22 protein-coding genes, 1 pseudogene and 1 riboswitch are annotated in these 26,661 nt (G+C 74.2%); of the genes and pseudogenes, 18 read left to right on the forward strand and 5 right to left on the reverse strand.

The window, feature by feature from the left end:
* The first annotated feature begins 200 nt into the window (after positions 1-200).
* A riboswitch (cobalamin riboswitch) is annotated at positions 201-338 on the forward strand.
* Positions 339-460: 122 nt separating this feature from the next.
* Genes ABTY20_RS29015 through cobI form a run of 7 tightly spaced genes read left to right on the forward strand, consistent with a single transcriptional unit; the run spans position 461 to position 11,347 of the window.
* Positions 461-1,402 (forward strand): cobalamin biosynthesis protein, encoded by a 942-nt coding sequence (locus ABTY20_RS29015; RefSeq protein ID WP_352000046.1) that lies wholly within the window; start codon positions 461-463, stop codon positions 1,400-1,402.
* Positions 1,399-2,910 (forward strand): cobyric acid synthase, encoded by a 1,512-nt coding sequence (locus ABTY20_RS29020; RefSeq protein ID WP_352000047.1) that lies wholly within the window; start codon positions 1,399-1,401, stop codon positions 2,908-2,910. The genes ABTY20_RS29015 and ABTY20_RS29020 overlap by 4 nt, the downstream gene beginning before the upstream one ends.
* Complete coding sequence (cobN, locus tag ABTY20_RS29025; RefSeq protein WP_352000048.1) at positions 2,907-6,560, forward strand: cobaltochelatase subunit CobN; 3,654 nt, start codon at positions 2,907-2,909, stop codon at positions 6,558-6,560. Before ABTY20_RS29020 ends, cobN begins: the two co-directional genes overlap by 4 nt.
* Positions 6,557-8,566, forward strand: coding sequence for a putative cobaltochelatase (locus ABTY20_RS29030; protein ID WP_352000049.1), 2,010 nt, complete (start codon positions 6,557-6,559; stop codon positions 8,564-8,566). The genes cobN and ABTY20_RS29030 overlap by 4 nt, the downstream gene beginning before the upstream one ends.
* Positions 8,566-9,165 (forward strand): cob(I)yrinic acid a,c-diamide adenosyltransferase, encoded by a 600-nt coding sequence (gene cobO, locus ABTY20_RS29035; RefSeq protein WP_352000050.1) that lies wholly within the window; start codon positions 8,566-8,568, stop codon positions 9,163-9,165. Before ABTY20_RS29030 ends, cobO begins: the two co-directional genes overlap by 1 nt.
* Positions 9,159-10,619 (forward strand): cobyrinic acid a,c-diamide synthase CobB, encoded by a 1,461-nt coding sequence (locus tag ABTY20_RS29040; RefSeq protein ID WP_352000051.1) that lies wholly within the window; start codon positions 9,159-9,161, stop codon positions 10,617-10,619. Before cobO ends, ABTY20_RS29040 begins: the two co-directional genes overlap by 7 nt.
* On the forward strand, positions 10,616-11,347 hold the full coding sequence (gene cobI, locus ABTY20_RS29045) for a precorrin-2 C(20)-methyltransferase (RefSeq protein ID WP_352000052.1): 732 nt from the start codon (positions 10,616-10,618) through the stop codon (positions 11,345-11,347). Before ABTY20_RS29040 ends, cobI begins: the two co-directional genes overlap by 4 nt.
* Positions 11,348-11,364: 17 nt before the next feature.
* Here the strand turns inward: cobI and ABTY20_RS29050 are convergent, their stop codons facing one another.
* On the reverse strand, positions 11,365-12,096 hold the full coding sequence (locus tag ABTY20_RS29050) for a ZIP family metal transporter (RefSeq protein ID WP_352000053.1): 732 nt from the start codon (positions 12,094-12,096) through the stop codon (positions 11,365-11,367).
* Between the two features lie 95 nt (positions 12,097-12,191).
* On the opposite strand from ABTY20_RS29050, the gene cobM reads away from it, so the two are divergent.
* The 6 genes from cobM to cobC are packed head-to-tail and all read left to right on the forward strand — an operon-like array spanning position 12,192 to position 18,482.
* Complete coding sequence (gene cobM, locus ABTY20_RS29055; RefSeq protein ID WP_352000054.1) at positions 12,192-13,010, forward strand: precorrin-4 C(11)-methyltransferase; 819 nt, start codon at positions 12,192-12,194, stop codon at positions 13,008-13,010.
* Positions 13,007-14,248, forward strand: a complete 1,242-nt coding sequence (gene cbiE, locus ABTY20_RS29060) for a precorrin-6y C5,15-methyltransferase (decarboxylating) subunit CbiE (RefSeq protein WP_352000055.1) — start codon at positions 13,007-13,009, stop codon at positions 14,246-14,248. Before cobM ends, cbiE begins: the two co-directional genes overlap by 4 nt.
* Positions 14,245-15,927, forward strand: coding sequence for a precorrin-3B C(17)-methyltransferase (gene cobJ, locus ABTY20_RS29065; RefSeq protein WP_352000056.1), 1,683 nt, complete (start codon positions 14,245-14,247; stop codon positions 15,925-15,927). The genes cbiE and cobJ overlap by 4 nt, the downstream gene beginning before the upstream one ends.
* On the forward strand, positions 15,924-16,520 hold the full coding sequence (locus ABTY20_RS29070; RefSeq protein ID WP_352000057.1) for a precorrin-8X methylmutase: 597 nt from the start codon (positions 15,924-15,926) through the stop codon (positions 16,518-16,520). The genes cobJ and ABTY20_RS29070 overlap by 4 nt, the downstream gene beginning before the upstream one ends.
* Positions 16,517-17,425: a sirohydrochlorin chelatase gene (locus ABTY20_RS29075; RefSeq protein WP_352000058.1), complete on the forward strand. Its 909-nt coding sequence runs from the start codon at positions 16,517-16,519 to the stop codon at positions 17,423-17,425. Before ABTY20_RS29070 ends, ABTY20_RS29075 begins: the two co-directional genes overlap by 4 nt.
* Complete coding sequence (cobC, locus tag ABTY20_RS29080) at positions 17,415-18,482, forward strand: Rv2231c family histidinol phosphate aminotransferase CobC (protein WP_352000059.1); 1,068 nt, start codon at positions 17,415-17,417, stop codon at positions 18,480-18,482. Before ABTY20_RS29075 ends, cobC begins: the two co-directional genes overlap by 11 nt.
* 195 nt (positions 18,483-18,677) lie before the next feature.
* On the opposite strand, the gene ABTY20_RS29085 is transcribed toward cobC, so the two are convergent.
* From ABTY20_RS29085 to ABTY20_RS29100, 4 genes are read right to left on the reverse strand one after another with little or no spacing between them, the layout of a single operon-like run.
* Entirely contained in the window at positions 18,678-19,769 is a 1,092-nt protein-coding gene (locus ABTY20_RS29085) for an amidohydrolase family protein (RefSeq protein ID WP_352000060.1), read from the reverse strand.
* Between the two features lie 21 nt (positions 19,770-19,790).
* Entirely contained in the window at positions 19,791-20,582 is a 792-nt protein-coding gene (locus ABTY20_RS29090; protein ID WP_352000061.1) for an amino acid ABC transporter ATP-binding protein, read from the reverse strand.
* Positions 20,579-21,415 carry an amino acid ABC transporter permease gene (locus ABTY20_RS29095; protein ID WP_352000062.1) on the reverse strand — a complete coding sequence of 279 codons (837 nt, stop codon included), beginning with the start codon at positions 21,413-21,415 and terminating at the stop codon, positions 20,579-20,581. The genes ABTY20_RS29090 and ABTY20_RS29095 overlap by 4 nt, the downstream gene beginning before the upstream one ends.
* A 4-nt stretch (positions 21,416-21,419) precedes the next feature.
* On the reverse strand, positions 21,420-22,271 hold the full coding sequence (locus ABTY20_RS29100; protein WP_352000063.1) for a transporter substrate-binding domain-containing protein: 852 nt from the start codon (positions 22,269-22,271) through the stop codon (positions 21,420-21,422).
* 187 nt (positions 22,272-22,458) lie between these two features.
* On the opposite strand from ABTY20_RS29100, the gene ABTY20_RS29105 reads away from it, so the two are divergent.
* The 5 genes and pseudogenes from ABTY20_RS29105 to ectC form a co-directional block, all read left to right on the forward strand.
* A complete protein-coding gene (locus ABTY20_RS29105; RefSeq protein ID WP_352000064.1) occupies positions 22,459-23,559 on the forward strand; it encodes a pyridoxal-phosphate-dependent aminotransferase family protein in 1,101 nt (366 codons plus the stop codon).
* Positions 23,560-23,805: 246 nt separating this feature from the next.
* Positions 23,806-24,345: a DinB family protein gene (locus tag ABTY20_RS29110; RefSeq protein ID WP_352000065.1), complete on the forward strand. Its 540-nt coding sequence runs from the start codon at positions 23,806-23,808 to the stop codon at positions 24,343-24,345.
* A 340-nt stretch (positions 24,346-24,685) separates the two neighbouring features.
* Positions 24,686-25,192, forward strand: coding sequence for a diaminobutyrate acetyltransferase (ectA, locus tag ABTY20_RS29115; RefSeq protein ID WP_352000066.1), 507 nt, complete (start codon positions 24,686-24,688; stop codon positions 25,190-25,192).
* A 68-nt stretch (positions 25,193-25,260) separates the two neighbouring features.
* On the forward strand, positions 25,261-26,532 hold the full coding sequence (gene ectB, locus ABTY20_RS29120) for a diaminobutyrate--2-oxoglutarate transaminase (RefSeq protein WP_352000067.1): 1,272 nt from the start codon (positions 25,261-25,263) through the stop codon (positions 26,530-26,532).
* Between the two features lie 35 nt (positions 26,533-26,567).
* Positions 26,568-26,661: pseudogene (gene ectC, locus ABTY20_RS29125) on the forward strand (L-ectoine synthase); the annotation flags it as partial.

The following is a 26,661-nucleotide window of genomic DNA, read 5'->3' on the forward strand; positions in this document are numbered from 1 at the left end:
CCGCGTCGCGCCTCCACCCCGTCTTGCGCGGCCCGCCCGCGGCCGCCCCGCGGGGGGGGGGGGGGGGGGCCCCCGCGCCCCCCCCCCCCCCCGCTCGCGTGCGCGCACTCCCGCGCCCCCCCGTTCACGGATTCACCCGCCGGAGCCCCTCTGTGGGCCTCAGCACACTTCAGCCCCGCAGGTCAACGGCAAGTTGACGGCCCTTCCGGGGCCGTGGTGGACTGCCTCAGCCACTACGGCGGCAGGAGAGGAAGCCGGTGCGATTCCGGCGCGGTCCCGCCACTGTCACCGGGGTGAACACCCCGGGAGCCAGGAACTCTCACCGCCGGTCTCGTCGAACCAGGGCGTGGACACCCTGAGTGAGGACATAACGCCATGCGCGGCTGCCTGCCGAGGTCGATCAGCGACACACCGCCCCGCTCCGGGGCCACTCCCGCCGGACCCGTCACCGGCTGACCCCATGGGTGCCGATCGCGTGTTCGCGTACGGTGCCGCCGCCGGCCTCCTCGGCGACCTGCTGCTCGGCGATCCCCGCCGAGGGCATCCGGTCGCCGCTTTCGGGCGGGCCGCGGCCGCCGTGGAACGGGTGCTGTGGCGGGACGACCGGGGCCGGGGCGCCGTGCACACCGCCGTGTGCGTCGGCGGGACCGTCGCCCTGGGGAGCCTGGCCGCGCGCCTCGTACGCCCCTCCCCCGCCGCCTCCGCCGTCCTGACCGGTGTCGCCACCTGGGCCGTGGTCGGCGGCACCTCGCTGGCCCGGGAGGCCCGCACCATCGGACGGGCGCTGGAGGCCGGGGACGTCGAGGCGGCCCGGGCACGGCTGCCGCACCTGTGCGGCCGGGACCCGCAGGCCCTGGACGCCGACGGGATCGCCCGCGCGGTGGTCGAGTCCGTCGCCGAGAACACCTCCGACGCCGTGGTGGGCGCGCTGGTGTGGGGTGCCGTCGCCGGGGTGCCGGGGCTGCTCGGGTTCCGGGCGGTCAACACGCTGGACGCGATGGTCGGCCACAAGTCCCCCCGTTACCGCCGCTACGGCTGGGCCTCCGCCCGCCTCGACGACGTCGTCGGCTGGCCGGGGGCGCGGCTGACCGCCGTGCTCGCCGCGCTGGCGGGACCGGACCCGCGCGGGGCCGTGCGGGCGTGGCGCGCGGACGCGGCGAAGCACCCGAGCCCCAACGCCGGGCCCGTCGAGGCGTCCTTCGCGGGCGCGCTCGGCGTACGGCTCGGCGGGACCCTCTCCTACGGCGGACGGGTCGAGCACCGGCCCGTCCTGGGCGGCGGCGGGCGCGCCGTGGCCGTGTCCGACATCGACCGGGCGGTACGGCTCTCGCGACGGGTCGGCTGGCTCGCGCTCGCGGCCGGCGTCGCCGCGCGGAGCGTCATGAAGGGACGTGCGTCGTGAGCGGTGGGGGGCTGCTGGTCGCCGGGACCACCTCGGACGCCGGCAAGAGCGTGGTGACCGCGGGGATCTGCCGGTGGCTGGTGCGGCAGGGCGTGAAGGTCGCGCCGTTCAAGGCGCAGAACATGTCGCTGAACTCGTTCGTGACGCGGGAGGGCGCCGAGATCGGTCGGGCGCAGGCCATGCAGGCCCAGGCCTGCCGCGTCGAGCCGACCGCGCTGATGAACCCGGTGCTGCTCAAGCCGGGCGGCGAGCGGTCCAGCCAGGTGGTGCTGCTGGGCAGACCGGTCGGCGAGATGAGCGCCCGGGGCTACCACGGCGGGCGGCAGCAGCGGCTGCTGGGCACGGTGCTGGACTGTCTGGAGCGGTTGCGGGGCACGTATGACGCGGTGATCTGTGAGGGGGCCGGCAGCCCGGCCGAGATCAATCTGCGGCGCACCGACATCGTGAACATGGGGATCGCCCGGAACGCCGGGCTGCCGGTCCTCGTGGTCGGCGACATCGACCGGGGCGGCGTCTTCGCGTCCTTCTTCGGCACCGTCGCGCTGCTCTCCCCCGAGGACCAGGCACTGGTCGCCGGGTTCCTGGTGAACAAGTTCCGGGGCGACGTGTCGCTGCTGGAGCCGGGCCTCGACATGCTGCACGGCCTGACCGGGCGGCGGACCTACGGCGTGCTGCCCTTCCGGCACGGGCTCGGCATCGACGAGGAGGACGGACTGAGGGTGTCGCTGCGCGGCGCCGTGCGGGAGTCCGTGGTCGCCGCGCCGGTCGGCGAGGACGTGCTGCGGGTCGCCGTGTGCGCGGTGCCGCTGATGTCCAACTTCACCGACGTGGACGCGCTCGCCGCCGAACCGGGTGTCGTGGTGCGGTTCGTGGACCGTCCCGAGGAGTTGGCCGACGCCGACCTGGTGGTCGTGCCGGGGACGCGCGGCACCGTACGGGCGCTTCAGTGGCTGCGGGAGCGCGGGCTGGCGGACGCGCTGCGGCGGCGGGCGGCCGAGGGGCGGCCCGTGCTGGGGATCTGCGGGGGCTTCCAGGTCCTCGGGGAGCACATCGAGGACGACGTGGAGAGCCGCCGGGGCCACGTGGACGGCCTCGGGGTGCTGCCCGTGCGGGTGCGGTTCGCGCGGGAGAAGACCCTCACGCGTCCGTCGGGCGAAGCCCTCGGGGAGCCCGTCGAGGGGTACGAGATCCATCACGGGGTCGCCGACGTGCTCGGGGGCGACGCCTTCCTGGACGGCTGCCGGGTCGGACAGACCTGGGGCACGCACTGGCACGGCTCGCTGGAGTCGGACGGTTTCCGGCGGGCCTTCCTGCGCGAGGTGGCGCGGGCCGCGGGACGCCGCTTCGTACCGGCCCCCGACACCTCGTTCGCCGCGCTGCGCGAGGAGCAGCTCGACCGGCTCGGCGACCTGATCGAACAGCACGCGGACACGGACGCGCTGTGGCGGCTCATCGAGTCCGGCGCGCCACAAGGACTGCCTTTCATTCCACCGGGAGCGCCCGCATGAGCACTGTGTTGTTGTTGTCGACCGCCGACACGGACCTGCTGGCGGCCCGTGCCTCCGGCGCCTCCTACCGGATCGGCAACCCGACCCGCGTGGACGTGGCGGACGAGCTGCCCGCACTGCTGGACGGGGCGGACCTCGCCGTCGTACGGCTGCTGGGCGGCAAGCGGGCCTGGGAGGACGGGCTCGCCGCGCTGAAGGCGTCCGGGGTCCCGGCGGTGCTGCTCGGCGGGGAGACCGTGCCGGACGCGGAACTCATGGCCGAGTCGACGGTGCCGGCCGGTGTGGTCGCGGAGGCGCTGCGGTACCTGGTCGAGGGCGGCCCGGAGAACCTGACCGAGCTGGCCCGGTTCCTGTCGGACACCGTGCTGCTGACCGGCGAGGGGTTCGAACAGCCGCGCAAGATGCCGGAGTACGGGCTGCACGGGGAGCGGACCGTGGTCGAGGGCCGTCCCACCGTCGGCGTGCTCTTCTACCGCGCCCACGAACTGAGCGGCAACACCGCCTTCGTGGACACGCTGTGCGACGCGATCGAGGCGCGGGGCGCCAACGCCCTGCCCGTGTACTGCGGTTCGCTGCGCGGCGCCGACCCGGAGCTGTACGGGCTGCTGGCGAAGGCCGACGCCCTGGTCGCCACCGTGCTGGCGGCCGGCGGCACCCACGCCTCGCAGGCGTCGGCGGGCGGTGACGAGGAGGCCTGGGACATCGGGGCGCTGGCCGATCTGGACGTGCCGGTGCTGCAAGGGCTGTGCCTGACGTCCTCGCGCGCCGCGTGGGAGGAGTCCGACGCCGCCCTGTCCCCCATGGACGCGGCGATGCAGGTCGCCATCCCGGAGTTCGACGGCCGGCTGATCACGGTCCCGTTCTCCTTCAAGGAGCAGGGCCCGGACGACGTCCCGGTGTACGTCGCCGACCCGGAGCGGGCCGCGCGGGTGGCCGGGATCGCCGTACGGCACGCCCGGCTGGGGCACAAGCCGAACGCGGAGAAGAAGCTGGCGCTGGTCTTCACCGCGTACCCGACGAAGCACTCGCGCGTCGGCAACGCGGTGGGGCTCGACACCCCGGCCTCGGCGGTACGGGTGCTGGACGCGCTGCGGGAGGCGGGCTACGCCCTGACCGACTACCCCGACAACGGCGACGAGCTGATCCACCGGCTGATCGAGGCCGGCGGGCACGACGTCGAGTGGCTGACCGAGGAGCAGCTGGCCGCCGCGCCCGCGCGGGTGCCGCTGGCGGACTACCGGGCCTGGTTCGAGAAGCTGGATCCCGAGCTGCGGGACGGGATGCGCCAGGCGTGGGGCGAGCCGCCGGGGTCGCTGTACGTCGACGGGGACGACATCGTCCTGGCGTCGCTCCGGTTCGGGAACGTCGTGGTGATGATCCAGCCGCCGCGCGGTTTCGGGGAGAACCCGATCGCGATCTACCACGACCCCGACATGCCGCCGTCGCACCACTACATGGCGGCCTACCGGTGGCTGGAGAACAGTTTCGGCGCCGACGCGATCGTGCACATGGGCAAGCACGGCACGATGGAGTGGCTGCCGGGCAAGGGGCTGGGGCTGAGCGCCGGGTGCGCGCCGGACGCGGTCCTCGGCGAGCTGCCGCTGGTCTACCCGTTCATCGTCAACGACCCCGGCGAGGGCACCCAGGCCAAGCGGCGCGGGCACGCCACGGTGGTCGACCACCTGGTGCCGCCGATGGCACGGGCCGACACCTACGGCGACCTCGCGAAGCTGGAGCAGCTGCTCGACGAGTACGCGCTGGTCTCCGACCTGGACCCGGCGAAGGCGCCGGCGGTCCGCGCGCAGATCTGGACGCTGGTGAAGGCCGCCGAGCTCCACCACGACCTGCACGTGGACGACCAGCCGGACGACGACGACTTCGACGAGTTCGTCATGCACATCGACGGCTACCTGTGCGAGATCAAGGACGTGCAGATCAGGGACGGCCTGCACGTCCTCGGCGGCGGCCCGGTCGGCGAGCCGCGCGTGAACCTCGTCCTGGCGGTGCTGCGCGCCTCGCAGGTCTGGGGCGGGCGGGCGAACGCGCTGCCGGGGCTGCGGGCCGCACTGGCCGAACACTTCGGGCTGGTGGAGAAGGAGCTGCTGGCCGAACCGGGCGCGCCGGTGAAGGTTCCGGTGGAGCTGACGGACCTGGTGGACGGCCCGGCGCGCACCGGCGCCGACGCGATCGACCTGCTGGAGCGGCTGTGCCGGCGGATCGCGGAGGGGATGGAGGAGCGCGGCTGGGCGGCCGACGCGGTCCCCGCGCTGGTGCGGGAGGCGCTGGGCACGGAACTGCCCGACGCGGTGGCCGTGGTGCGGTTCGCGTGCGAGGAGGTCGTGCCCCGGCTGGCCCGGACGACGGACGAGATCGGGAACGTCCTGCGGGCGCTGGACGGCGGTTACGTCCCGGCGGGGCCGTCGGGTTCGCCCACGCGCGGGCTGGTCAACGTCCTGCCGACCGGGCGGAACTTCTACTCCGTCGATCCCAAGGCGATCCCCTCCAGGCTGAGTTGGGAGGTCGGTCAGTCGCTCGCGGACTCGCTGGTGCAGCGGTACCTGCAGGACACGGGCGAGTACCCGAAGTCCGTCGGCCTGACGGTGTGGGGCACGTCGGCGATGCGCACCCAGGGCGACGACATCGCCGAGATCCTCGCGCTGCTGGGGTGCCGTCCGGTGTGGGACGACGCGTCGCGGCGGGTGACCGGGTTCGAGGTGGTCGGCCTGGAGGAGCTGGGCCGGCCGCGCATCGACGTGACGGTCCGCATCTCCGGGTTCTTCCGGGACGCGTTCCCGCACGTGGTGGGGCTGATCGACGACGCGGTGCGGGCGGTGGCGGAGCTGGACGAGCCCGCCGACCGGAACTTCGTGCGCGCCCACGCCGACGAGGACACCGCCGAGCACGGCGACCGGCGACGGGCCACGGCCCGCATCTTCGGCTCGAAGCCGGGGGCGTACGGGGCGGGCCTGCTGCCGCTGATCGACGCGCGGAACTGGCGCTCGGACGCGGACCTCGCCGAGGTGTACGCGGTCTGGGGCGGCTACGCCTACGGGCGCGGGCTCGACGGGCGGGCGGCGCGCGGGGACATGGAGACGGCGTTCCGGCGGATCGCGGTGGCGGCGAAGAACGTCGACACGCGCGAACACGACCTCGTCGACGCGGACGACTACTTCCAGTACCACGGCGGGATGGTCGCCATGGTGCGGCACCTGACGGGGTCGAGTCCGGAGGCGTACGTCGGTGACTCGGCCACCCCGGACCAGGTGAAGACCCGGACGCTGGGCGAGGAGACGCACCGGGTCTTCCGCGCCCGCGTGGTCAACCCGCGGTGGATGGCGGCGATGCGGCGCCACGGCTACAAGGGTGCCTTCGAGATGGCGGCGACCGTCGACTACCTCTTCGGCTACGACGCCACGGCCGGGGTCGTGGACGACTGGATGTACGAGAAGCTCAGTGCGGAGTACGTCTTCGACGCGGAGAACCGGGACTTCATGAAGAAGTCCAACCCCTGGGCGCTGCGCGGCATCACCGAGCGGCTGCTGGAGGCCGCCGACCGCGGACTGTGGGCGGAGCCGGACGCGGACACGCTGGAGCGGCTGCGCGCCACCTACCTGGAACTCGAAGGCGATCTGGAGGGCGACGACCAGTGACCACCCCCTTTCCGTTCACGGCCGTCGTCGGCCAGGACGACCTGCGGCTCGCGCTGCTGCTGAACGCCGTCTCCCCGGCGGTCGGCGGGGTGCTGGTGCGCGGCGAGAAGGGCACGGCGAAGTCGACGGCGGTCCGCGCGCTCTCGGCGCTGCTGCCGGAGGTCGCCGTGGTGCCCGGCTGCCGCTTCTCCTGTGATCCCTCGGCTCCGGACCCGGCCTGTCCCGACGGTCCGCACGAAACCGGCGGCGGTGCCGCGCGGCCCGCCCGCATGGTCGAACTGCCCGTCGGCGCCTCCGAGGACCGGCTGGTCGGCGCGCTCGACATCGAGCGGGCGCTGGCGGAGGGCGTGAAGGCGTTCGAGCCCGGTCTGCTGGCCGACGCGCACCGGGGGATCCTCTACGTCGACGAGGTCAACCTCCTCCACGACCACCTGGTCGACCTGCTGCTGGACGCGGCGGCGATGGGCGCCTCGTACGTCGAGCGCGAGGGCGTCTCCGTACGGCACGCGGCGCGGTTCCTGCTGGTCGGGACCATGAATCCGGAGGAGGGCGAGCTGCGGCCGCAGCTCCTCGACCGGTTCGGGCTGACCGTCGAGGTGGCCGCCTCGCGCGAACCCGACCAGCGGGTGGAGGTCGTCCGGCGGCGGCTGGCGTACGACGACGACCCGGCGGCCTTCGCCGCCCGGTGGGCCGAGGAGGAGGCCGCCGTACGGGCGCGGATCGTGGCGGCGCGGGAGCTGCTGCCGTCGGTGCGGCTCGGGGACGGGGCGCTGCGGCAGATCGCGGCGACCTGCGCGGCGTTCGAGGTGGACGGCATGCGGGCCGACATCGTGATGGCGCGCACGGCGACCGCGCTGGCCGCCTGGGCCGGGCGGACGGACGTGCTCGCCGAGGACGTGCGGCAGGCGGCGCTGCTGGCGCTGCCGCACCGGCGGCGGCGGAACCCCTTCGACGCGCCCGGTCTGGACGAGGACAAGCTCGACGAGACGCTGGAGGAGTTCGGGGGCGACGACGATCCCGACACCGACCCGGACGGGCCCGACGGGGGCGGCGGACAGCCGCCCGCGGAAGGCCCGGAGGGTCCGCGGGGCGGCGGTGACACGGAGGCGCCGGCCGAGGCCGGGGAAGCCGGGGAGCCCGAGCGGCCCGCGGGGGCCGGTTCCGGTGAGCGGTCCCCGGTGGGCGCCGCCGAGCCGTTCCGCACGAAGGTGCTGAGCGTGCCCGGGATCGGCCAGGGCGCCGCCGGCCGGCGGTCGCGGGCGCGGACCGAGCACGGGCGGACGACGGGGGCGCGGCGGCCCGACGGTGCGCTGACCAAGCTGCACCTGGCCGCCACCGTGCGGGCGGCGGCTCCGCACCAGCGGGCGCGGGGCCGGTCCGGGCCGGGGCTGGTGGTGCGCCGGGACGACCTGCGGCAGGCCACGCGCGAGGGGCGCGAGTCGAACCTCGTGCTGTTCGTGGTGGACGCCTCCGGGTCCATGGCCGCGCGGCAGCGGATGGGTGCCGTGAAGGGCGCCGTGGTGTCACTGCTGCTCGACGCCTACCAGCGGCGGGACAAGGTGGGTCTGGTGACCTTCCGGGGGTCGGCGGCCGAGGTCGCCCTGCCGCCCACGTCGTCGGTGGACGCGGCGGCGGCCCGGCTGGAGTCGCTGCCGACCGGTGGGCGGACCCCGCTGGCGGCGGGGCTGCTCAGGGCGCACGACGTGCTGCGGGTGGAGCGGCTGCGGGACCCGGCACGGCGTCCGCTGGTCGTCGTGGTGACGGATGGCCGGGCGACGGGTGGGCCGGAGCCGGTCGCGCTGGCCTCGCGTGCGGCGCGGCTGTTCGCGGCCGAGGGGGTCGCGTCGGTGGTCGTGGACTGCGAGTCGGGGCCGGTGCGGCTGGGGCTCGCCGGACGGCTGGCCGGTGAGCTGGGCGGGACCGCCGTGACGCTGGACGAGCTGCGGGCCGACTCGATCGCCGGGCTGGTCAGGGACGTGCAGGGGACTTCGAGGAGGGCCGCGTAGTGCCGAAGGGACAGCCGAGTGTCGTACCCGATGACGGGCTGACGACTCGCCAGCGGCGCAACCGGCCGCTGGTCGTCGTGCACACGGGCATCGGGAAGGGGAAGTCGACCGCCGCGTTCGGGCTCGCCCTGCGGGCCTGGAACCAGGGGTGGCCGATCGGGGTGTTCCAGTTCGTCAAGTCGGCGAAGTGGAAGGTCGGCGAGGAGAACGCACTGCGGGTGCTCGGTGCCTCCGGCGAGGGCGGGACCGTCGACTGGCACAAGATGGGCGAGGGCTGGTCCTGGGTCCAGCGCGACGCGCAGATGGACAACGAGCAGAAGGCCCGGGAGGGCTGGGAGCAGGTCAAGCGGGACCTCGCCGCCGAGACGTACAAGCTGTACGTGCTCGACGAGTTCGCCTACCCGATGCACTGGGGGTGGGTGGACACCGACGAGGTGGTGTCCGTGCTGCGGGAGCGGCCGGGGACGCAGCACGTGGTGATCACGGGGCGGAACGCGCCGGAGAAGCTGGTCGAGGCCGCCGACCTGGTGACCGACATGTCCAAGGTGAAGCACCCCATGGACGTCGGGCAGAAGGGGCAGAGGGGCATCGAGTGGTGAGCTCCGTCCCGCGGTTGGTGATCGCCGCGCCCTCGTCGGGGAGCGGCAAGACCACCGTCGCCACGGGGTTGATGGCCGCGCTGTCCGCGCGGGGGTTCGCCGTGTCCCCGCACAAGGTGGGACCCGACTACATCGATCCCGGGTACCACGCGCTGGCCACCGGGCGGGTGGGGCGGAACCTCGACGCGTACCTGTGCGGTCCCGAGCTGGTGGCTCCGCTGTTCGCGCACGGGGCGGACGGGTGCGACATCGCCGTCGTCGAGGGCGTGATGGGGCTGTACGACGGGGCCGCGGGAGAAGGGGAGCTGGCGTCCACCGCGCAGGTGGCGAAGCTGCTGCGGGCACCGGTCGTGCTGGTCGTCGACGCGTCGTCGCAGTCGCGGTCGGTGGCGGCCCTGGTGCACGGGTTCGTGAGCTGGGATCCGGAGGTGCGGGTCGGGGGCGTGATCCTGAACAAGGTGGCCTCGGACCGGCACGAGGGGCTGTTGAGGGAGGCGCTGGACTCCGTCGGGGTGCCGGTGCTCGGGGTGGTGCGGCGGGCCGCTCGGGTGGAGACGCCGTCCCGGCATCTGGGGCTGGTGCCGGTGGCCGAGCGGGGCTCCTTGGCCGTCGAGGCCGTTGATGCGATGGCCGCGCAGGTGGCCGCCGGGTGTGATCTGCCGGCGTTGGTCGCGCTGGCGCGCAGTGCGGGCCCCTTGGCGGGCGCGGCGTGGGACGCGGGTGAGGCCGTGGTCTCCTCGCCCCCGCCGCCCCTTCCCGTCCCCTCCCCGGGGGCGCTGTCCCCGGACCCCCGTCCGGCCCTGGGCGGACCCCGTCCTCAAGCGCCGGAGGGGCTGGACGAGGCCGGCCGTGCCGTGCGGGTGGCCGTCGCGGGCGGGAGCGCCTTCACGTTCTCGTACGCCGAGCACGCCGAGTTGCTCGCCGCGGCCGGGGCCGAGGTCGTCGTCTTTGATCCGTTGCGGGACGAGGAGCTGCCCGAGGGGACGGCCGGGCTGGTCGTCGGTGGGGGTTTTCCCGAGGTGTACGCCTCCGAGCTGTCCGCCAACGAGTCCCTGCGCAAGGCCGTCGCGGAGCTGGCGCTGAGCGGTGCCCCCGTCGCGGCCGAGTGCGCCGGGCTGCTGTACCTGTGCCGGGAGCTCGACGGGCTGCCCATGTGCGGGGTGCTGGACGCCTCCGCGCGGATGTCGGAGCGGCTGACCCTGGGGTACCGGGACGCCGTGGCCGTGAGCGACAGTGCGCTGGCCGGCGCCGGGACCCGGATGCGGGGGCACGAGTTCCACCGGACCGTCGTCGAGCCGGGGGCCGGGGACCGGCCCGCCTGGGGGGTGCGGGCGCCCGAGCGGCGTGTCGAGGGATTCGTACAGCGCGGTGTGCACGCGAGCTATCTGCACACGCACTGGGCGTCCGAGCCCGGTGTCGCCCGTCGGTTCGTGGAGAGGTGCCGGACGTCATGAGCAGCAGGCTGGTCGGGGTCGGGGTCGGTCCCGGGGATCCGGAGCTGGTGACCGTCAAGGGGGTCAACGCGCTGCGGGCGGCGGACGTCGTCGTCGTCCCCGTGCTGGACTCCGGTGAGCGCGGGCGGGCCGAGGCGACCGTGCTGCACTACGTGCCCGCCGGGAAGGTCGTCCGGGTGGTGTTCGCGCTGAACGAGCGGACCGACCGGGCGCGGCGCGAGGCTGCCTGGGACGCCGCCGGCGAGCGGGTCGCCGGGCTGCTGCGGGAGCACGGGACCGTCGCCTTCGCGACCATCGGGGACCCCAACGTGTACTCGACGTTCACGTACCTGGCCCAGACCGTCGGGGAGCTGGTGCCGGACACCGTCGTCGAGACCGTTCCGGGGATCACCGCCATGCAGGACCTGGCGGCGCGGTCGGGGGCGGTGCTGACCGAGGGGACCGAGCCGCTCACACTGGTGCCGGTGACCGCCGGGGCCGCCGTGCTCAAGGACGCCCTGGCCGGGCCCGGGACCGTCGTCGCGTACAAGTTCGGGCGGCAGGCCGGTGAGGTCGCCGAGGCGCTGCGGGAGACCGGGCGGATCGGTGACGCGGTGTGGGGGTCGGCGCTCGGGCTGCCGGAGGAGTCGGTGCGGTCGGCCGCCGAGCTGGACGGGGCGCCGCTGCCGTACCTCTCGACGCTCATCGCGCCGCCGCGGCGGGACGGCGGACGGGGCGGGAAACTGTGAGCCGGGCCGGGTCGCGCTCAGTGCGCGGCGCCCACCACCAGCCAGATGAACAGCGCCCCCGCGACCGTGCACAGCAGGGTGGAGCGGGCCGGGTGGTCGTGGTGGGCCTCGGGCAGGATCTCGGCCGCCGCGAGGTAGAGCAGGGCGCCGCCGAACAGGCCGAGGTAGCCGCCCAGCAGCGGTTCCGGGACGGTGACGAACAGGGTCGAGGCGGCGCCCGCCACCGGTGCCGCCGCGTCCGCGAACAGCATCGTCAGCGCGCGGCGGCGGGCGTTTCCGTAGACGCGCGTGAGGGTGTACGTGTTGAAGCCGTCCGCGAAGTCGTGGGCGATCACGGCCACCGCGACGGCGGCGCCCATGCCGCCGCCGACCTGGAAGGCGGCGCCGATCGCCACGCCGTCCATGGCGCTGTGGCCGACCATCGCGGCGGCGGCGGTGAGGCCCACCTCGGGCGTGCGGCCGTGGTTGCCCTCCTCGGCGCCGTGGGCCGCTTGGCGGTGGGCCAGCAGGCGTTCCACCAGATGGGCCAGCAGGAAACCGGCGACGAAGAGCAGCAGGGCCGCGGGGACGCCGTACACCTCGGTGCCGGCCGCCTCCAGGGACTCCGGGAGGAGTTCGAGGCCGACGACGCCGAGCATCAGCCCGCCGGCCAGGCCCAGCACCAGGTGGCGGCGGTCGGTCACGCGGTGTGCCGACCAGCCGCCGGCCAGCGTCATCAGGAACGCGCCGAGCGCGACGAGGACCGCCATGTGTTCTTCGTATCCGATCGGCGCACGGTCGCGCACGCGTGACAGCCGCTCATCACCCACCGTCTTTGACCATTCGCCAGAGAGGACCGATTTCCATGGCCGACGCCCCCACCGGCAAGGTGACCTTCGTCGGGGCCGGCCCCGGCGCCGCCGATCTGCTGACGTTCCGTGCCGCGCGCGCCATCGCCGAGGCCGACGTCGTGATCTGGGCCGCCAGCCTGGTGCAGGAGGAGGTCCTGCAGCACGCGCGTGAGGGCGCGGAGGTCCTCGACTCGGCGACGATGTCCCTGGAGGACGTCGTGGCCGTCTACGAGCGGGCCCGCGCGGAAGGACTGAAGGTCGCGAGGATCCATTCCGGCGACCCGGCGCTGTGGGGCGGCACCCAGGAGCAGGTCGACCGGTGCGCGGAGCTCGGCATCGCGACCGAGATCGTGCCCGGGGTGTCGTCCTTCTCGGCCGTCGCGGCGCTCGCGCAGCGGGAGCTGACCATTCCCGAGGTGGCGCAGTCCGTGGTGCTGACCCGGCTCGGGGGTGGCAAGACACCGATGCCGCCGGGTGAGGAGGTCCGCGAGTTCGCGCGGCACGGCACCACCATGGCGATCTTCCTGTCGGCCGCCCGCAGCGGGCAGCTGGTGCGGGAGCTGCTGGAGGGCGGCTACCCGACGTCCACGCCGGTCGTCGTCGCGTACCAGGCGACCTGGCCGGAGGAGCTGGTCGTGAAGTGCACGATCGGCACGCTGGAGGAGACGGTCAAGGAGCACAGGCTGTGGAAGCACACGCTGTTCCTGGTCGGCCCGGCGCTCGACGCGCACGGCACCCGCTCGCACCTGTACCACCCCGGTCACTTCCACGGCTTCCGCAAGGCCGACCCCCAGGCGCGCCGAGCGCTGCGTGCGCGGGGTGCGAGCACGTGATCACCGTCGTCGGGATGGGGGCGGGGACGCCGGTCGACGAGCGGTGCGCGGCCGGGGCGGAGCTGGTGGTCGGCGGGCGGCGGCACCTGGACGCCGTGCGGCTGCCGGAGGGGGCCGAGCGGATCGTGCTCGGGCCGCTGGCGCCCGCGCTCGACACCGTCGGGACGTACGTCGCCGAGGAGCGGCCGGTCGTGGTGCTGGCGTCCGGGGACCCCGGCTTCTTCGGGATCGTGCGGGCGCTGGCCGAGCGGTTCGGGCCGGAGCGGCTCGACGTGCGGCCCGGTGTCTCCTCCGTGGCCGCCGCGTTCGCGCGGGTCGGGCTGCCGTGGGACGACGCCGTGGTGGTGAGCGCGCACGGCAGGGATCCGCGGACGGCGGTGCACCTGTGCCGGGCCCGTCCGAAGGTCGCCGTGCTGACGGGACCGGGGGCCGGCCCGGCCGAGCTGGGGGCCGCGCTGCGGGACACCGCGCGGGTGCTGGTCGTCGCCTCCGCGCTCGGCTCCGCCGAGGAGCGGGTGGAGCGGGTGACGCCCGCCGAGGCCGCCGTGCGGGACTGGGGCACGGCGGTGAACGTGGTGCTGTGCCTGGACGAGGCGCGGGCCCTCGGGCCGGCGCGGACCGTCGCGGGCGGGGCCGGGGGCGGCCTGCCCGCCGGCTGGGCGCTGGACGAGGCCGCGTTCGACCACCGCGACTCCATGATCACCAAGTTCGAGGTGCGGGCCCTGGCCCTGGCCCGGCTCGGTCCGCGCCCCGGCGAGCTGGTGTGGGACGTCGGCGCGGGGTCGGGGTCCGTGGCCGTGGAGTGCGCGCGGCTGGGGGCCGCCGTCACGGCCGTCGAGAAGGCGCCGGACGGGGTGGAGCGCGTCCGCGCCAACGCCGCCGCGCACGGGGTCGACGTGCGCGTGGTGCACGGGGCGGCACCGGAGGTGCTGGCCGGCCTCGACGAGGACCCCGACGCCGTGTTCGTCGGCGGCGGGGGACGCGAGCTGCCGGCGGTCGTCACCGCGTGCGCGCGCCGGGCGCGGCGGACGGTCGTCGTCGCCGTGGCCGCGCTGGACCGGGTCCCGGCGGCCCGTGCGGCGCTGGCGGACGCCGGTCTCGCCTGCGACGGCGTGCTGCTGCAGTCGTCGCGGCTGGCGCCGCTGCCCGGGGACGTGACCCGGCTGGCGGCGGCCAATCCCGTTTTCCTGCTGTGGGGCGTCCGGCCCCCGGCGCACAGTGAAGGAGTCTGCGAGTGATCGGCCTCATCTCCGCCACGGCGGCCGGGGCGGCCGCCCGGGACCGGCTGGCCGCCGCGTGGCCGGACCGCACCCGCGTGTACGGGGGTCCCGTGGCGGACGCCGTGCGGACCGCGTTCGCCGAGTGCGGGCAGCTCGTGTGCTTCCTCGCCACGGGGGCCGTGGTGCGGCTGGTGGCACCGCTGCTCGGCGACAAGGCGGACGACCCGGGGGTGGTCTGCGTCGACGAGGCCGGACGGTTCGCGGTGTCGCTGGTCGGCGGGCACGGCGGCGGGGCGAACGAGCTGGCCCGCGCGGTCGGCGAGGTGCTGGGCGCCGAGCCGGTGGTGACGACGGCGACCGACGCGGCCGGCCTGCCGGGCCTGGACACCCTCGGCATGCCGGTGGAGGGCGACGTCGCCGCCGTGTCGCGGGCCCTGCTGGACGGCGAGGCGGTGGCGCTGCGGGCCGAGGTGGCCTGGCCGCTGCCGCCGCTCCCGGTCGCGGACGCGGGGGCGTACACGCTCCGTGTCACGGACCGGCTGGTCGAGCCGGGCGCGCGGGAGGCGGTGCTCCGGCCGCCCACCCTCGTGGTCGGGGTGGGCGCCTCGAAGGGCGCCCCCGTGGACGAGGTGCTCGCTCTGGTCGGGACCGCCCTGCGCGAGGCCGGGCTGTCGGCGGCGTCGGTCGCCGAGCTGGCCACCGTGGACGCCAAGGCCGACGAGCCCGGCATCGTGGAGGCGGCCCGGCGGCTCGGGGTGCCGCTGGTGACGTACCCCGCCGGGGAGTTGGCGCGCGTCGAGGTGCCCAACCCGTCCGACGCGCCGCTGGCCGCCGTCGGCACCCCCTCGGTCGCGGAGGCCGCCGCGCTGGTGGGCGGGGGCGAACTGCTCGTGCCCAAGCGGAAGTCGGCGGCCCGGCCCGCGACGGCGACCTGTGCCGTCGCACGGCGGCCGGGGCGCGGGCGGCTCGCGGTGGTCGGGCTGGGGCCCGGCGCGCGGGACCTGCTCACCCCGCGGGCGAAGGACGAACTGCGGCGCGCCTCCGTGCTGGTGGGGCTCGACCAGTACGTCGACCAGATCCGCGATCTGCTGCGGCCCGGCACGCGGGTGCTGGAGTCCGGTCTCGGGGCGGAGGAGGAACGGGCCCGCACGGCCGTCGCCGAGGCCCGGCGCGGGCAGGCGGTCGCGCTGATCGGCAGCGGGGACGCCGGGGTGTACGCCATGGCCTCCCCGGCGCTCGCGGAGGCGTCCGACGACATCGACGTGGTCGGGGTGCCGGGCGTGACGGCGGCGCTGGCGGCCGGGGCGCTCCTGGGGGCGCCGCTGGGCCACGACCACGTGTCGATCAGCCTGTCCGACCTGCACACGCCGTGGGAGGTCATCGAGCGGCGGGTGCGGGCGGCGGCCGAGGCGGACCTCGTGGTGACGTTCTACAACCCGCGCAGCCGGGGCCGCGACTGGCAGCTCCCGAAGGCCCTCGCGATCCTCGCCGGGCACCGGGAGCCGGCCACGCCGGTCGGGGTGGTGCGCAACGCGTCCCGCGCGGACGAGTCGAGCCGGCTGACCACGCTGGCCGCGCTGGACCCGGCGACGGTCGACATGATGACGGTCGTGACCGTGGGCAACACGGCGACCCGTGAGATCGCGGGGCGCATGGTCACCCCGCGTGGCTACCGCTGGCAGGAGGAGGCGCGGTGAACCGCGTGGTGCACCCCATCGAGCAGGAGTCCTTCCGGCGGCTGCGCGCCCGCCTCGACACCTCGCGCTTCCCGCCGCTGACCCGGGCGGTGGTGGAGCGGGTCATCCACTCCGCGGCCGACCTGGAGTACGCGTCCGACCTCGTCATGGACGAGGGCGAGCTGGTGAAGGCCCACGCCGCGCTGCACGCCGGGGCGCCGGTCGTGGCGGACGTGGAGATGGTCGCGGCCGGGATCACCCGCAGGGAGACCGTGTGCCGGCTGAGGGACGCGAGGTCCGGGCCGGGGCTGACGCGTTCCGCGCACGCCGTGCGGCTGGCGTACGAGGAGGTCGGGCCCGGCGCCCTGTGGGTGATCGGCTGCGCGCCGACCGCCCTGGAGGAGCTGCTGACCCTGGACGCCTCCCCCGCGCTCGTCATCGGGCTGCCCGTCGGTTTCGTCGGGGCGGCCGAGTCCAAGGCCGCGTTGCGGGAGAGCGGGCTGCCCGCCGTCAGCAACGTGTCCGAGAAGGGCGGGTCGGCGGTGGCCGCCGCCGCGCTCAACGCCCTGCTGTACCACCCCGTTTCACCCGAGAATCCCGAGGAGACCCTGTGACCACCCCGCCGCCCGCCCTGCTCATCGCCGGCCACGGCACCCGGGACGACGCCGGAGCGGAGGCGTTCCGCGACTTCGTGCGGGAGCTGGGGCGCCGTCACCCCGGACTGCCCGTCGCCGGCGGGTTCATCGAGCTGTCCCCGCCGCCGCTGGGCGAGGCCGTCGCCGAGCTGGTGGAGCGGGGGGCGCGGCGGTTCGCCGCCGTGCCGCTGATGCTGGTGTCCGCCGGGCACGCCAAGGGGGACATCCCGGCCGCGCTGGCCCGCGAGAAGGAGCGGCACCCGGGCATCTCGTACACCTACGGCCGTCCGCTGGGCCCGCACCCCGCGCTGCTGAGCGTGCTGGAGCGGCGGCTGGCCCAGGCGGTCGACCCCTCCTGGGACCCGGCCGAGGTGACCGTGCTCCTGGTGGGGCGCGGGTCGACGGACCCGGACGCCAACGCCGAGGTGTTCAAGGCGGCGCGGCTGCTGTGGGAGGGCCGCGGCTACGCGGGCGTGGAGACGGCGTTCGTGTCGCTGGCGGCGCCGGACGTGCCGGGCGGGCTCGAGAGGTGCGCGCGGCTGGGGGCCCGCAGGATCGTCGTGCTGCCGTACTTCCTGTTCACCGGGATCCTGCCGGACCGGGTGCGGCGGCAGACCGAGGAGTGGGCGGCGGCGCACCCGGAGACCGGGGTGCGGTCGGCGGACGTCATCGGTCCGGAGCCGGAGCTGCTGGACCTGGTGTGGGAGCGGTACGAGGAGGCCGTCAAGGGCGACCTGCGGATGAACTGCGACTCGTGCGTGTACCGGATCGCGCTGCCCGGTTTCGAGGACAAGGTGGGGCTGGCGCAGCAGCCGCACTTCCACCCGGACGACGACGGCCACCACCACCACGGGCACGGCCACGCGCACTCCCATGCGCACTGAGCCGGCGGCCGGCGGGCACGACCTGCGCCATCACGGGGACGCCGAGGTCCGCGACGACGGCTCCGCGCTGGTCGACCTGGCGGTGAACGTCCGCACGGACACGCCGCCGGGGTGGCTGCGGGAGCACATCGCCGGGTCGCTGTCCGGGCTCGCCGCCTACCCCGACGGGCGGGCGGCGCGGGCGGCGGTGGCGGCGCGGCACGGGCTGCCGGTGGAGCGGGTGCTGCTGACGGCCGGGGCGGCGGAGGCGTTCGTGCTGCTGGCGCGGGCGCTGGAGGTGCGCCGGCCGGTGGTGGTGCACCCGCAGTTCACGGAGCCGGAGGCGGCGCTGCGGGACGCCGGGCACACGGTGGACCGGGTGCTGCTGCGGGAGGCGGACGGCTTCCGGCTGGACCCGGCGGCGGTGCCGGAGGACGCGGACCTGGTGGTGATCGGCAACCCGACGAACCCGACGTCGGTGCTGCACCCGGCCGCGGCGCTCGCCCGGCTCGCCCGGCCGGGGCGGACGCTGGTGGTGGACGAGGCGTTCATGGACGCGGTGCCGGGCGAGCGCGAGGCGCTGGCCGGGCGCGGGGACGTCCCCGGCCTCGTCGTCCTGCGCAGCCTCACCAAGACGTGGGGGCTGGCGGGGCTGCGGATCGGCTACGTCCTCGCGGCCCCGGAGACCGTCGCGGAACTGGAGCGCGCGCAGCCGCTGTGGCCGGTGTCCACGCCGGCGCTGGCGGCGGCGGAGGCGTGCGTGGGGCCCGGGGCCCTCGCGGAGGCGGCCTGCGCGGCCCGCCGCATCGCGGCGGACCGGGCCCGTCTGATCGCCGGGCTGAGGGGGTTCGCCGGTCACGGGCTGCGGGTCGTGGAGCCCGCCGAGGGCCCTTTCGTCCTGGTCCGGCTGCCGCACGCGGCGACGGTGCGGCACCGTCTGCGCGACCTCGGCTACGCGGTGCGGCGCGGTGACACGTTCCCGGGCCTGGACGAGGAGTGGCTGCGGCTCGCGGTACGGGACCGGGGGACGACGGACGGGTTCCTGGACGCGCTGGGGCGGGCGTTGGGAACGGTCTGATCCGCCCCCGCCGCCCCTTCCCGTCCCGGGGCGCCGGCCCCGGACCCCCATGAGGCAGGTGTGGGGCCCCGGAAGGAGGTCCGCGTCCGGAGCGAGCCGTCAGCGGTCCACGCCTTCTTCACTCCTTCGGGCGACGTGGCGCATACGCGCGCATGTGGGGGCACGGCTGTCCCCCGCCGTCCCCCTCGTGCGCCCCTAACCGACCATGCGCCCGTTCAGCACCACCCGGCGGGGGGCCGTCAGGACGCGGACGTCCGCGCGCGGATCGGTGTCGTAGACCACCAGGTCCGCCGGTGCGCCCTCCTCCAGGCCCGGCCGCCCGAGCCACTTTCGGGCCGCCCAGGTCCCGGCCGCGAGCGCCTCGACCGGCGGGATGCCGGCCCTGGTCAGTTCCACGACCTCGTCGGCCGCCAGGCCGTGCGGGAGGGTGCCGCCCGCGTCCGTGCCGACGAAGACCGGGATGCCCGCGTCGTGGGCGGAGCGCACGGTGTCGTAGCGGCGTTCGTGGAGCCGGCGCATATGGGCCGACCAGCGCGGGAACTTGGCCTCGCCGCCGTCGGCGAGTGCGGGGAAGGTGGCGATGTTGACCAGGGTGGGGACGATCGCGACGCCCCGTTCGGCGAAGAGGGGGATGGTGTCGTCGGTGAGGCCGGTCGCGTGCTCGACGCAGTCGATGCCGGCCTCGACCAGGTCCCGCAGGGAGTCCTCGGCGAAGCAGTGCGCGGTGACGCGCGCGCCGAGCCGGTGCGCCTCGGCGATCGCCGCCTCGACCGCGCCGCGCGGCCAGCAGGCCGACAGGTCGCCCAGGTCCCGGTCGATCCAGTCGCCCACCAGCTTCACCCAGCCGTCGCCGCGCCGGGCCTCCCGGGCGACGTGGGCGACGAGGTCGTCGGGCTCGACCTCCCAGGCGTAGCCGCGGATGTACCTGCGGGTGCGGGCGATGTGCCGGCCGGCCCGGATGATCTTCGGCAGGTCGTCGCGGTCGTCGATCCAGCGGGTGTCGGACGGCGAGCCCGCGTCGCGCAGCAGCAGGGCGCCGGCGTCGCGGTCGGTGAGCGCCTGCTTCTCGGCGACGTCCTCGGGGACCGCGCCGTGCCGGTCGAGACCCACGTGGCAGTGGGCGTCGACCAGCCCGGGCAGCACCCAGCCGTCGACGATGCGGAGGTCGCGGGCGCCGGCGGGACGGTCGTAGGAGATCCGGCCGTCGACGACCCACAGCTCGTCGCGGACCTCGTCCGGGCCGACGAGGATCCGTCCCCTCACGTGCAGCACCGCGCGTTCGCTCATACCCGGCACCCTAGCCAGGCGCTACTCGGACGCGCCCACCTGGTCCGAGGTCTCCTCCTCCACGTCCGCCATGGCGGGGTCGAGGAGGCGGGAGAGGAAGTGGCGGGTGCGTTCGTGCCGCGGGTTCCCGATGACCTGCTCGGGGGCGCCGTCCTCGACGATCACCCCGCCGTCCATGAAGACGGCCCGGTCGGCGACCTCGCGGGCGAAGGTCATCTCGTGGGTGACGACCATCATCGTCATGCCCTCGTCCGCGAGCATCCGCATGACGGCGAGGACGTCGCCGACCAGTTCGGGGTCGAGGGCCGAGGTCGGCTCGTCGAACAGCATCACCTCGGGGCCCATGGCCAGCGCGCGGGCGATGGCGACGCGCTGCTGCTGGCCGCCGGAGAGGGAGGACGGGTAGGCGTCCGCCTTCTCGGCGAGGCCGACCCGCCGGAGGTTCTCGGCGGCCACCCGCGCGGCCTCCGCCTTGCCCCTGCGCAGCACCCGGCGCTGCGGCAGCGTGAGGTTCTCGGTCACCGTGAGGTGCGGGAAGAGGTTGAACTGCTGGAACACCATGCCGATGCGGCGGCGTACGGCGTCGATGTCGACGTCCGGGTCGGTCAGCTCGGTGCCGCCGACGAAGACCTGGCCCTTGGTGGGTTCCTCCAGGAGGTTCACGCAGCGCAGCAGGGTCGACTTGCCGGATCCGGACGGGCCGATGACGCAGACCACCTCGCCCTGGCCGATCTCCAGGTCGATGCCGCGCAGCACGTGGTTGTCGCCGAAGGACTTGTGCAGACCGCTGACGCGGATCTCCGGACGGCTCATCTGACGGCCTCCTGGGCCTTGGCCTCCATGCGGCGCACGACGAAGCCGAGCGGGATGGTGATCAGCAGGTAGCACAGGCCGGCCACCAGGATCGGGGTGGAGTTGGCGGTCTGGCTGGCCAGGTCGCGGCCGTACTTGGACAGCTCGCGCTCCTCCAGGGTGACGCCGAGGAACAGCACCAGCGAGGAGTCCTTGAAGAGCAGGACGAGTTCGTTGGTGAGCGGCGGCAGGATGATCCGGAAGGCCTGCGGGATGATGACGGAGACCATGGCCCGGGCGGGCGAGAAGCCCAGCGAGCGGGCCGCCTCCATCTGTCCCTTGGGCACGGCCTGGATGCCGGCCCGGATCGTCTCCGCCATGTACGCGGCCGCCACCAGGCCGAGCGCGAGGGCGACCTTGCCGTAGGTGCCGCCGACGATCTCGGTGCCGGGGAAGGCGAGCGGCACGGCGACGCCGATGAAGATGAAGATCAGCAGGGCGGGCAGGCCGCGGAAGATCTCGATGTAGACGCCGGCCAGCCAGCGGTAGGGCCCGACGGACGACAGCCGCATCAGCGCGATCAGCATGCCGAGGGCGAGCCCGACGGCGAAGCCGGTGACCGTGTAGAGGACGGTGTTCTTCAGCGCCAGCGTGATGACGTCGGGGAACATCCGCTCGGCGATGTCGGCCTGCGCGAACTGGTTCTGCAGCCGTCCCCAGTCGGCCGTGACCGCGAAGGCGATCACGGCCGCGACGAACACGGCGTACTGGACTCCGCGCGACAGGCTGCGCTTCTGGCGCCTGGTCAGGCCCTTCTTCCTGGGCTGGAGCGGCGCCTTCTCCGTGTCGGTCATGGGATCAGGACGCGGCCGGCGAGGCGGCGGACTCGTCGTACGGGCCGATCCACTGCTCGTACAGCTTCTTGTACGTGCCGTCGGCCTTGGCGTCCGCGAGCGCCTTGTTCACGGCCTCGCGCAGGGCCGTGTTGCCCTTCTTGACCGTGAAGCCGTACTCCTCGCCGGTGTCGATCTGCTCGGCGACCTCGAAGGCGTCGGCGTTGGCCTTGTCCTTCAGCCAGCCCTGCACCACGGGGTAGTCGATGACGACGGCCTTGACCTGGCCGGTGCGCAGTCCGTTGAGGACGGCGTCGGAGGACTCGAAGGAGACCGGGTCCAAGCCCTGGCCCTTGACGTGGTCCTCGCCGGTGGTCTGCGCCTGGGCGCCCAGCTTGACGTTCTCCGCCTTGATGTCGGCGAGGGAGGTGACGCCGCTGTCCTTGTCGACGAGGACGGCCTGGGTGGCGTTGAAGTACGGGTCGGAGAAGTCGACGTTCTTCTTCCGCTCCTCGGTGATGGTCATGCCGGCCGCGGCCAGGTCGCACTCGCCCGAGTTGAGGAAGGCGCCGGTCTTGAAGTTCTCGAACGGCGTGTCGAGGATCTGCTGCTTCACGCCCAGGTCGTCGGCGACCAGGTCGATCAGCGCGACGTCGAAGCCCTGCACCTTGCCGTCGATCTCCGACTGGAAGGGCGGGTACGGGAGGTGGGTGCAGGTGGTGAGCTGCCCCGCCTTGACGAGCTCGACACCGCCGGCGGCGGTCTTGGAGCCGCTGCCTCCGTCGTCGCTGGAGGTGCAGGCGGTCAGGAGGACCAGCCCGGCCGTCGCGGTGGTGGCGGCCAGGGCGCGGGCCCGGCGGCCGAGGAGCGTCTTCACGGGAGCCTCCTGCTCAAGGAACTGTGAGTTCAGATTATAAGGAAAGGTTTGAGGCCCTCAAACCAAACCGGTGGTCACGGGGTCGTCCGGCCCGATCGTCCCGCGGTCGGGTCGCGTCCCGGGCGAAGGTTTACCCTCGACCTCGTCGTACGTACCCGCGCCGCCGCGAAGTAAAGAGAGCACCGCCGTGACCCACCTCCTCCTCGACCTGCCCCCGCTGAGCGCCGCACGCTTCGCCTCGATCGAGGACCGGGTGGCACGGCTGCTGGCCACCGCGCAGGACGTCGTGATCATGCAGGGTGAGGCGCTGCTGCCGCTGGAGGGCGCCATCCGCGCGACGGCCGGGCCCGGCACGACCGCGCTGAACGTCATCACCGGCCCCTACGGGCAGACCTTCGGCGACTGGCTGCGGGACTGCGGCGCCACCGTGATCGACCTGACGGTGCCCTTCCACACGGCGGTGACGGCCGAACAGGTCCGGGCCGCGTTCGCCGAGCACCCGGAGATCGACTTCGTGTCCCTGGTGCACGCGGAGGCGGCCACCGGGAACACCAACCCGGTCGCGGGGATCGGCGAGGTGGTGCGGGCGCACGGGGCGCTGTTCTACCTGGACGCGGTGGCGTCGATCGGCGCCGAGCCGGTGCTGCCGGACGCCTGGGGCGTGGACCTGTGCGTGATCGGGGCGCAGAAGGCGATGGGCGGTCCGGCCGGGGTGTCGGCGGTTTCGGTGAGCGAGCGGGCGTGGGCGCGGATGGCGGCGAACCCGCGGGCGCCGCGCCGTTCCTACCTGTCGCTGCTGGACTGGAAGGAGCGCTGGATCGACGGCGGCCGCAAGGTGCTGCTGCACGCTCCGGCGCAGCTGGAGATGCTGGCGCTCGAGGCCTGCGTGGAGCGGATCGAGGCGGCGGGGCTCGACGCGGTGATGGCGCGGCACGCGTCGGCCGCGGCGGCGACGCGGGCGGGCGCCCTCGCGCTGGGCGGGGGGCTGGAGCCGTACGTGCGCGACGCGGCGGAGGCGGCGCCCGTCGCCACGACCCTGCGGGCGCCGTCCGGCACGGTGGCCGCGGACCTGGTGGCCCGCGCCCTCTCCGCCGACCCCGCCCTCCCGCTGGCCGCGGGCGGCGGCGCGCTCGCCAAGGAGATGATCCGCGTCAACCACTACGGCCCCGAGGCGGCGCCGGGAGCGGTGCGGGCGAGCCTGGCGGCGCTGGGGGCGGCGCTCGGCGAGAAGGGGCTGGACGTGGACACGGCGGGAGCCCTGCGGGCCGCGGAAGCGGCCTGGGGCTGATGTCACGGGCCGGGGGCGTCCGCTCCTCGCTCCCGCCGCCCCTTCCCCCCGCTCCCGGTTTCGCCCGAGCGGGGGTCCCTCATCGTCCCCGGGGCTGCACCCCAGTCCCCTCTTCGCCCCTGAACGGGCCTCGCCCTCAAGCGCCGGACGGGCCGGAAAGCGCGAACGGCACGCCCGGACCGTCGGCTTCGAGCCATCCCCCGTCAGGGCCGTGTCCGGCCGCCGGAGCCGTGCCACGCTGCCCCCATGGCTGCCGACACGAACCCGCCGAAGCCGATCGCACTGCCCGACGGGCGCCCCGTCCCCCGGTTCACCGGTGACGAGCGGTCGATGCTGGAGGACTGGCTGGACTACCACCGCGGAACACTGGCGCTGAAGTGCGCCGGGCTGGACGACGCGCAGGTGCGGCTCGCGTCGGCCGATCCGTCGGCGCTGACCCTGCTGGGGTTGGTGCAGCACCTCGCCGAGGTCGAGCGGAACTGGTTCCAGCGGGTGGTCGCCGGCCTCGACGTGCCGCCCCTCTTCGAGGACCGGGGCGGGTTCGCCCTCGATCCCGCACGGGGGCTCGACGAGGCGCTCGGCGTCTGGCGCCGGGAGGTGGCGCGCGGGCGGGAGCTCTGTGCGGGGCTGACACTGGAGGACACCGGGCGGATCGCCGAGGGGCCGGTCGCCGGGGCCGAGGTCAGTCTGCGCTGGGTGCTCATCCACCTCGTCGAGGAGTACGCACGACACAACGGTCACGCGGATCTGTTGCGGGAGCGTATCGACGGAGTGACCGGGGCCTGAATTCCGTGGGATTACCGGAATCCTTCGCACAGTTTCTCCCGCGACATTCTTTCGCTTATTCACCAATGACCCTGCGGAGCAGCTTCCCGTCTTCTCCTGCCCGCTTTTCCCAACCCTAAACGCCACGATTCCGGGAGCGGGAAGCCGGGCGTCGCGGGAGTTACACACTTGTGATCGGTTCCACATCACGCCCGTTGTGCGGCTTATGTACCGGCAGAAACAGGGCATATCGCCGAGCTCTCGCGCGGCCCCACCCGCCCGCGCGATAACACAGATCGAGTCCGCGCGTAACCCCGACAGGCGGTGCAATTTTGAATTTACCTGGGTAAGTTCAATTCACATGACTGCCGCACAAACAGACCTGCAAATCGACCGCCCCACCGTGGCGGACGGAGCCGTGCTGTGGCGGATAGCCAGGGACTCGAAGGTCCTCGACCTGAACTCGTCGTACAGCTATCTGCTGTGGTGCCGCGACTTCGCCGCCACCTCGGCCGTCGCCCGCGACGAGCGCGGAGAGCCGATCGGCTTCGTCAGCGGATACCTGCGGCCGGACAGCCCGCGCACCCTGCTCGTCTGGCAGGTCGCGGTCGACGCCTCGTACCGCGGCCGCGGCCTCGCCGCCGCCCTGCTCGACGGGCTGGCCGCCCGGACCGCCGCCGAGCACGGGGTGGACACCGTGGAGACCACCATCACGCCGGGCAACACCGCGTCCGAGCGCCTGTTCACCGCGTTCGCGGAGCGTCACGACGCCCTGCTGGAGCGCGAGGTGCTGTTCGACGCCGACCAGTTCCCCGACGGACCGCACGACCCCGAGGTGCTGTACCGCATCGGTCCGCTCACACGCTGACCCGGCCCGCACCGCCCCCGAACTTCCGACTCCCTCTGACTTCCCACGCCACCGAGGAGCGATTTGTCGTGACCATCACCCAGCCCGACCTCAGCGTCTTCGAGACCCTCGAGTCCGAGGTGCGCAGCTACTGCCGCGGCTGGCCCGCCGTCTTCGACCGTGCGCACGGCAGCCGTATGTACGACGAGGACGGCCACGAGTACCTCGACTTCTTCGCCGGAGCCGGCTCGCTGAACTACGGGCACAACAACCCGGTGCTGAAACGGGCCCTGATCCACTACCTGGAGCGCGACGGCGTCACCCACGGCCTCGACATGTCGACGACGGCCAAACGCGCGTTCCTGGAGTCCTTCCAGAACTACGTCCTGCGTCCGCGCGACCTGCCGTACAAGGTCATGTTCCCGGGCCCGACGGGCACCAACGCCGTGGAGTCCGCGCTGAAGCTGGCGCGGAAGGTGAAGGGCCGCGAGGCCATCGTGTCGTTCACCAACGCCTTCCACGGCATGTCGCTGGGCTCGCTCGCCGTGACCGGCAACGCGTTCAAGCGGGCCGGCGCCGGCATCCCGCTGGTGCACGGCACGCCGATGCCGTTCGACAACTACTTCGACGGCAAGGTCGAGGACTTCCTCTGGTTCGAGCGGCTCCTGGAGGACCAGGGCTCCGGCCTCAACAAGCCCGCCGCCGTGATCGTCGAGACCGTGCAGGGCGAGGGCGGCATCAACGTCGCCCGGCCCGAGTGGCTGCGCGCCCTGGCCGAGCTGTGCGAACGCCAGGACATGCTGCTGATCGTCGACGACATCCAGATGGGCTGCGGCCGTACCGGCGCCTTCTTCTCCTTCGAGGAGGCCGGCATCACGCCCGACATCGTCACCGTCTCCAAGTCGATCAGCGGCTACGGGCTGCCGATGGCGCTCACCCTGTTCAAGCCCGAACTGGACATCTGGGAGCCGGGCGAGCACAACGGCACCTTCCGCGGCAACAACCCCGCCTTCGTCACGGCCACCGCGGCCCTGGAGGCGTACTGGGCCGACGGTTCCGCGATGGAGAAGCAGACCCGCGCGCGCGGCGAGCAGGTCGAGCGGGCTCTGATCGCCATCACCGAGGAGAACCTCGCCGACGTGAAGGAGTACCGCGGCCGCGGCCTGGTGTGGGGCATGGAGTTCCACGACAAGGAGCGCGCGGGCCGCATCGCCCGGCGCGCCTTCGAACTCGGGCTGCTCATCGAGACGTCCGGCCCCGAGAGCGAGGTCGTCAAGTTGCTCCCCGCCCTGACCATCACGCCGGACGAGCTGGACGAGGGCCTCACCGTCCTCGCCCGCGCCGTCCGCGAAACCGCCTGAAGAACACATCCGAGCCGAGGAGGCATCGCACCACCGTGATCGTCCGTTCGTTCAAGGAGATCGAAGGCACCGACCGGCACGTGAAGTCGGCGTCCGGCACGTGGGAGAGCAAGCGCATCGTCCTCGCCA

It is taken from the genome of Streptomyces sp. NPDC126497, from assembly GCF_040302425.1.
GTDB lineage: Bacteria > Actinomycetota > Actinomycetes > Streptomycetales > Streptomycetaceae > Streptomyces.